A 6,792-nucleotide genomic window follows, 5' to 3' on the forward strand; every position below is an offset into this window, starting at 1 on the left:
ACTGATTGCAGGCCGCAAGAGTGATAACGCTCCGTTATTGGGTCTGTCGGGTTATTTTCTGGAGAACGAATAATGAAAGCGACTACTCTGACCCACTTGCGCCAATGGAAACAGGAAAAGCGTAAGTTTGCGACTCTCACCGCCTATGACGCCAGCTTTGCTCAATTATTCTATGAGCAAGGTATTCAGGTCATGCTGGTGGGCGACTCTCTTGGGATGACACTACAGGGCTTTGATTCCACTCTGCCGGTCACCGTCGCCGATGTGGCCTACCACACCCGCGCAGTGCGTCGCGGCGCGCCTAACTGCCTCCTGCTCTCCGATATGCCCTTTATGAGTTATGCCACGCCGGAACAAACGTTTACCAACGCTGCCGAGTTAATGCGCGCCGGAGCCAATATGGTGAAGCTAGAAGGTGGAAGCTGGCTGTGCGATACCGTTCGCATGCTGGCGGAACGCGCGGTGCCGGTTTGCGGCCATCTGGGGCTTACGCCGCAGTCGGTTAATATATTTGGCGGTTATAAAGTACAAGGTCGGGAAGAGGTTGCAGCCAACCAATTACTCAAAGATGCCATTGCGCTCGAGCAGGCAGGAGCTCAACTCTTGGTGTTGGAATGCGTACCGGTAGAACTGGCGAGCCGAGTCACTAAAGAGCTGGCCATTCCGGTTATCGGTATCGGCGCCGGAAATGTTACTGACGGACAAATTTTGGTTATGCATGATGCCCTCGGCATCACCGGCGGCCATACGCCAAAGTTCAGCAAAAACTTTTTGGCTCAGGCTGGTGATATCCGTCTGGCGATCCAACACTATATTCAGGAAGTTGAGCAGGGAATCTACCCGGCAGAAGAGCACAGCTTCTAATAACTCAGGAGAAAGGGAATGCTGATTATCGAAACCCTGCCGTTTTTACGTCAGGAAATCCGCCGTTGGCGTCAGGATGGCAAACGAATTGCGTTGGTTCCAACCATGGGCAATCTGCATGATGGACACCTTGCTCTGGTCGAAGAAGCCAAAGCCCGTGCCGATGTCGTGGTGGTAAGTATCTTTGTCAATCCAATGCAGTTTGAACGTCCGGATGACTTAGCCAACTATCCGCGAACCTTGCAGGAAGACTGTGAGAAGCTGACTCGCCAAGGCGTAAATCTGGTGTTCGCTCCCGCAGCCAGCGATGTCTACCCAGCAGGTTTAGAAGAACAGACTTACGTGGATGTCCCGGCTTTATCGACTATTTTAGAAGGTGCCAGCCGCCCCGGTCATTTCCGTGGCGTTTCCACCATCGTTAGCAAACTGTTCAATCTGGTACAACCGGATATCGCCTGTTTCGGTGAGAAGGATTACCAACAATTGGCGCTGATTCGCAAAATGGTAACCGATATGGGTTATGACATCGATATTATCGGTGTGCCGATCAAGCGCGCCAAAGACGGTTTGGCACTCAGCTCTCGTAATGGCTATCTGACCGCAGAGGAGCGTAAGATTGCGCCTCAGCTGGCGAAAATCATGAACGCTCTGGCTGAAAAGCTCACCTTGGGCGAGCGTCAGATTGATGAATTGCTGGCAACCACGGCGGAACAGCTTAGCGCCGCGGGCTTCACACCGGATGAGCTGTTTATCCGCGATGCCGACACGCTACAACCGCTGACCGTTGAAAGCCAGCGCGCGGTGATTCTTATGGCCGCGTGGTTAGGAAAAGCCCGTTTGATCGATAATCAGCAGGTTGATTTAATCAACTAACCTCACATTTATCCGATATACCGGATACGGCCTGAAGCAAAATACTCTGCGCTCAGTTCGTATCCGACTTGATTATTCCCCATGCCATTAGTCTTCCAACAGAAATATCCTTCATCATAATTTATCTCACGGCAGACTTCGCCAATATATAGACAGCACCTATAAAATCGGCAAAACTGAGCCGATATACTGAACGCAGGGCTGCCTCAGTATTGACGCCATCAGCGTTATTCATCCAGAGAGCTCCGCCTGGCAGAGACTCGCTGGTTTACATTAGGGTTAAGGGTAAGGCTATGATACGTACTATGCTGCAAGGCAAACTTCACCGGGTTAAAGTAACTCAGGCTGATTTGCACTATGAAGGTTCCTGCGCCATCGATCAGGATTTTCTGGAAGCCGCTGGGATTCTGGAATACGAAGCAATTGATATTTATAACGTTGATAACGGTCAGCGTTTTTCTACCTACGCCATTGCGGCTGAGCGTGGCTCACGCATTATCTCCGTCAACGGTGCAGCAGCACGCTGCGCTTGCGTTGGCGACAAACTGATTATCTGTTCTTATGTTCAGATGTCAGACGTGGACGCCCGTTTGCACCATCCTAAAGTGGCGTATTTCGAGGGCGACAACCAGCTACAGCGCAAAGCAAAAGCGGTTCCGGTGCAGGTCGCATAGCGATTTAGGCGCGGTAATACGCCCTTTCGTTAGCCTATATAAACGTCTAACTCATTGCGTAAAAAAAGGAGCCACTTTCGGCTCCTTTCTCTTTGGTCGACGAAACGGGTTTCGCAATCCTACTCTGTCTCAATCACCGCTGGCGTAGCCTTGGCTACAACGGCTCCCGGCTGGTTGGCGATGCGCTCAGCCATGGTCGGAATAGAATCGGTGCGTAAAATGTACAACCGTTTCAAGGTAAACGGATTATCACCCGGTTTGACTTTCCCTTGCATGGTCGTCACCGCCAGATGGAAACCTGAATTTTTTGCCGCCTCAATCGCATTTTGATTAAACCCGCCAAACGGATAAGACAAATAAATCACGTGGGGGTTAAATTGCGATAATGCCCGTCGGGAGCGCTCAAAATCAAAGGTGATATTATGGTAAGAGCGGCTCAATAGTATTGGATGACGTGCGTTATCGGTCCGATGCAGGAAATGAGTGTGAGACTGAACGTCAAATACATCCTGAATCTGTTTCAGTTCCGAAATACTCATAAACTGTAGCGAATCGGGATTCCATTTCTGCGGATGGCGTTTGATACGCGAAGAAATAATAAATGCAGTTGCGCGAAAACCCTGTTCTTTCAGAATTGGATAAGCGTAACGGCTGACTGATTTCAAACCATCGTCAAAAGTTAGCACAACCACTTTCGCCGGCAGGTTGATTTGATTATTCAGGTAAGCCTCAAGCTGATACATCGAAATAGTGTCATAACCAGCTTGTTTCAGATACGCCATCTGATTACTGAACGCTACATCAGACGTGGTGGTCGAGGTATTCCTAAAGCGCTTATTCTCTTCATTTTTTAGCATATGATGATAAGTCAGCACCGGAATGCCGTTATCAATTTCAGTTTCATTGCCGCTAACATAGCCTAAACGATCGCCAATGTTGATCTGATACCAACTGTTATTCAGACGATCTTTCAATTTGCCAATAATCGGGTAACGCAGATTTTCTTCCAATACGCCAATCTCTTCGCTAGCGTTATCCGGCTCAAGATAAATTTTGGTCGCACGTTTGGTCAGAATATTTTGATTCGGCGTTGGTTTATTCAGATCACCTAATCTGTCATTCATTTTTTGGGCTTTATTAATCTCACGCAGATCGTCTTTATCAATAAAACCGATGCCGTGGCCAAATTTAAATTCATAATATTCCGCTGCGGCCGGGAAAACCTGTAATAGCTGCCCTTTTTTAACCTCGCCAACCGGAATCACATGCTCACCAATTAGCGCATAAATTTCGCTGTCGCGATCGGCGGTCATGTATCTGGAGGGGACTGCCGTTTCTTCTTGCAGGAGGTCTGCATGGGCTGCCGGAATGATTACCGACATGACAATACCGAGTAGCATCCCAATCGCTATTCTGTTTTTATGCCACATTATCGTTCTACTTATGCGCGTAACTGCGCTGAATGAAAGAGAGAATTCTGGTAAGCCAGCATAGCATGAGATGCTAAAGCGAGAGAAAGGCCATATTCACTAAGATCATTAATTATTACGATTAATTTAGTTTGAGAACTTTAAGTTTAGCGATGTAAATAGCAAAAAGGACAGCTCAGTGCTGTCCTTTTAACGATAATACCTGAAGGCCGAAATTAGGTACGTAACCCGCGGCCACGCTCAATCAGGTACCAAGCTGAGCCATAAAACACGACGATAAACAGCACCAATACCCCAATGGTAAATGCCAATGGCACATCGGAAATACCGAGGAAGCCATAACGGAATCCGCTAATCATATAGACAATAGGATTCAGCTTAGACACCGCCTGCCAGAAAGGAGGCAACAGCGTCAAGGAATAGAATACGCCCCCCAGATAGGTCAAGGGTGTAAGTACAAAGGTCGGAATCAGGCTGATATCGTCGAAGGTTTTGGCAAACACCGCGTTAAGCAAGCCACCCAGAGAAAACAGAATGGCGGTTAACATGACGGTTAAAGCGATCATTGACCAGGAATGTACCTGCAAAGGTACAAAGAACAGGGAAATAATCGTCACCAAAATACCGACGCAAATCCCACGCGCCACGCCACCGCCCACATAACCGACGATCACGATGTGAGTTGGAACTGGCGCCACCAGCAGTTCTTCGATACTGCGCTGGAACTTGGCACCAAAGAACGAGGCCGCCACGTTGGCGTAAGAGTTGGTAATCACCGCCATCATAATCAGGCCAGGAACGATAAACTGCATGTAATCTACCCCACCCATATCACCGATACGGGAGCCGATTAGATTACCAAATATCACAAAATACAAAGACATAGTAATGACTGGCGGTACCAACGTCTGAATCCAGATACGACCAAATCGAGTCACTTCTTTGATCCAAATACTTTGCAGTGCGATCCAATACAGGCGGGTCATGCTTTTTCTCCCCCGTTGCCATTGACCAAATTAACAAACAGCTCTTCCAGACGGTTGGCTTTGTTTCGCATACTCAATACCTGAATACCCTGCGCACTCATTTGGCTGAATAAACCGTTCAAACCCTGATCTCGCTTCACATCCACTTCCAGCGTGGAAGTATCTATCAGCCGATATTGATAACCTTCCAACTGCGGCAAGGCGCTTTTCGCCCCAAGGTCGAAGATAAAGGTCTCTGATTCCAGCTTGCTCAATAGCTGTTTCATGGTGGTGTTTTCCACCAGTTCACCGTTTTGAATAATACCGATGTTACGACACAGCATTTCCGCTTCTTCCAGATAATGCGTAGTCAAAATAATAGTAGTCCCCTGCGCATTTAGCTCTTTCAGGAAGCCCCACATCGAACGGCGTAGCTCTATATCTACGCCAGCGGTAGGTTCATCAAGAATCAATAGTTTTGGCTGATGCATCAGCGCACGGGCAATCATTAAGCGACGTTTCATCCCGCCGGACAGGCGAATGGCGCGTTCGTTGCGTTTGCCCCACAAATCAAGCTGACTGAGGTATTTTTCTGCGCGCTCCAGCGCTTCGCGGCGTGTAACGCCGTAATAACCGGCCTGAGTAATCACGATCTGCAGCACGGTTTCAAACGGGTTAAAGTTGAATTCCTGCGGCACCAGACCGAGCTGACGCTTGGCATTGACGATATCCTTATCAATATCGTAACCAAATACCTGTACCTGCCCCGAGGTTTTATTCACCAGCGAGCTAATAATACCGATAGTGGTCGATTTACCGGCACCGTTAGGCCCGAGCAGGGCATAAAAATCCCCTGCCTCAACACGTAGATCAATACCGCGCAGTGCCTGAACGCCACCAGCGTAGGTTTTGGTCAACTGCGTTAATTCCAGTGCATATGTCATAAGTAAACATGAACCTTATTCAATGAATGTCTTTCGGGGCTAAATATCTAATGGGTTAGTCTGCTCATCTGGCGAGAGACAAGTCACAGTGAGCAGAGGGAAACCCGATAAATGCTAGGAAGACGTTACGCGGACAACATTGTATCTCATCCGAAACAACTGTTCCGATTTCTAAATCATAATGCTTGCCGTATATTATCCTATCGCAATTCGTTTATTACAGGTTATTAACATCGATGGAAGAAATCCAAAAGCTCATCGCGAACAATCGCAGCTGGTCAAACTCCATCAGCAAACAAGATCCTGATTTTTTTGAACATCTGGCCCAAGCGCAAAAACCGCGTTTCCTGTGGATCGGTTGTTCGGATAGCCGGGTTCCTGCAGAGCAGTTAACCGGACTGAAGTCCGGGGAATTATTTGTTCACCGCAATGTGGCCAATCTGGTTATCCATACCGATTTAAACTGTCTGTCCGTGGTGCAATACGCCATTGATGTACTGCAGGTCGAACATATCATTATCTGTGGTCACCTCGGCTGCGGCGGCGTTGAGGCGGCAATCAAAGGCGAGGAAATGGGGCTGATCGACAACTGGCTGCTGCACATCCGCGACCTATGGTACAAACATAGCTCATTGCTGGGCGAGCTACCGCAGGAAGAACGCAGTAACGTGTTATGCCAAATCAACGTTGTAGAGCAAGTTTACAACCTTGGTCACTCCACTATCGTGCGCTCTGCCTGGAAACGCGGGCAGAAAGCGATGATTCACGGTTGGGTTTACGGCATTGAAGATGGTTTGCTACGCGATTTAGAGGTTTCGGCCACCAGCCTAAGCAGTCTGGAAATGGTCTACCGAAAAGCGATGGCGACATTATTACAAGGCAAAGCGATGTAACACGTCAAGGGCACATAGTGCCCTTGGTTATTTCTACAGACTCTAGTCTGGTCACAGCTACCGGAATGGACTTTCTGTCCATGAGGATAGCGAGCACTGCCCAACCTTAAAGTGCGAACGCGCAGTAGCCGACCACTCCAAAGCTGAGG

7 protein-coding genes are annotated in these 6,792 nt (G+C 48.5%); 4 read left to right on the forward strand and 3 right to left on the reverse strand.

Going from position 1 to position 6,792, the window contains the following annotated elements; all coding sequences use genetic code 11:
* Positions 1-72 precede the first annotated feature (72 nt).
* The 3 genes from panB (at position 73) to panD (ending at position 2,411) form a co-directional block, all read left to right on the forward strand.
* Entirely contained in the window at positions 73-864 is a 792-nt protein-coding gene (gene panB / locus AD970_RS16175; protein ID WP_049601324.1) for a 3-methyl-2-oxobutanoate hydroxymethyltransferase, read from the forward strand.
* Positions 865-882: 18 nt separating this feature from the next.
* Positions 883-1,737 (forward strand): pantoate--beta-alanine ligase, encoded by an 855-nt coding sequence (gene panC, locus AD970_RS16180; protein ID WP_049601327.1) that lies wholly within the window; start codon positions 883-885, stop codon positions 1,735-1,737.
* A gap of 293 nt (positions 1,738-2,030) precedes the next feature.
* Entirely contained in the window at positions 2,031-2,411 is a 381-nt protein-coding gene (gene panD, locus AD970_RS16185) for an aspartate 1-decarboxylase (RefSeq protein WP_049601330.1), read from the forward strand.
* Positions 2,412-2,530: 119 nt separating this feature from the next.
* Here panD and AD970_RS16190 read toward each other — a convergent pair whose 3' ends face one another.
* The 3 genes from AD970_RS16190 to AD970_RS16200 form a co-directional block, all read right to left on the reverse strand.
* Complete coding sequence (locus AD970_RS16190) at positions 2,531-3,841, reverse strand: polysaccharide deacetylase family protein (RefSeq protein ID WP_049601333.1); 1,311 nt, start codon at positions 3,839-3,841, stop codon at positions 2,531-2,533.
* A gap of 215 nt (positions 3,842-4,056) precedes the next feature.
* Positions 4,057-4,827 carry an ABC transporter permease gene (locus tag AD970_RS16195; protein WP_049601336.1) on the reverse strand — a complete coding sequence of 257 codons (771 nt, stop codon included), beginning with the start codon at positions 4,825-4,827 and terminating at the stop codon, positions 4,057-4,059.
* Entirely contained in the window at positions 4,824-5,750 is a 927-nt protein-coding gene (locus tag AD970_RS16200) for an ABC transporter ATP-binding protein (RefSeq protein ID WP_049601339.1), read from the reverse strand. Before AD970_RS16200 ends, AD970_RS16195 begins: the two co-directional genes overlap by 4 nt.
* Before the next feature lie 236 nt (positions 5,751-5,986).
* Between AD970_RS16200 and can the strand changes: the two genes are divergently transcribed.
* Positions 5,987-6,643, forward strand: a complete 657-nt coding sequence (gene can / locus AD970_RS16205) for a carbonate dehydratase (RefSeq protein WP_049601342.1) — start codon at positions 5,987-5,989, stop codon at positions 6,641-6,643.
* Positions 6,644-6,792 lie beyond the last annotated feature (149 nt).

It is taken from the genome of Yersinia nurmii (assembly GCF_001112925.1).
In the GTDB taxonomy this organism is placed as follows: Bacteria; Pseudomonadota; Gammaproteobacteria; order Enterobacterales; family Enterobacteriaceae; genus Yersinia; species Yersinia nurmii.

Excerpts from the sequence above, each read along its gene's own strand:
- AD970_RS16190 (WP_049601333.1), bottom strand. The coding sequence starts at position 3,841 with ATGTGGCATAAAAACAGAATAGCGATTGGGATGCTACTCGGTATTGTC.
- panB (WP_049601324.1), top strand. The coding sequence starts at position 73 with ATGAAAGCGACTACTCTGACCCACTTGCGCCAATGGAAACAGGAAAAG.
- can (WP_049601342.1), top strand. The coding sequence starts at position 5,987 with ATGGAAGAAATCCAAAAGCTCATCGCGAACAATCGCAGCTGGTCAAAC.
- AD970_RS16195 (WP_049601336.1), bottom strand. The coding sequence starts at position 4,827 with ATGACCCGCCTGTATTGGATCGCACTGCAAAGTATTTGGATCAAAGAA.
- panC (WP_049601327.1), top strand. The coding sequence starts at position 883 with ATGCTGATTATCGAAACCCTGCCGTTTTTACGTCAGGAAATCCGCCGT.
- AD970_RS16200 (WP_049601339.1), bottom strand. The coding sequence starts at position 5,750 with ATGACATATGCACTGGAATTAACGCAGTTGACCAAAACCTACGCTGGT.
- panD (WP_049601330.1), top strand. The coding sequence starts at position 2,031 with ATGATACGTACTATGCTGCAAGGCAAACTTCACCGGGTTAAAGTAACT.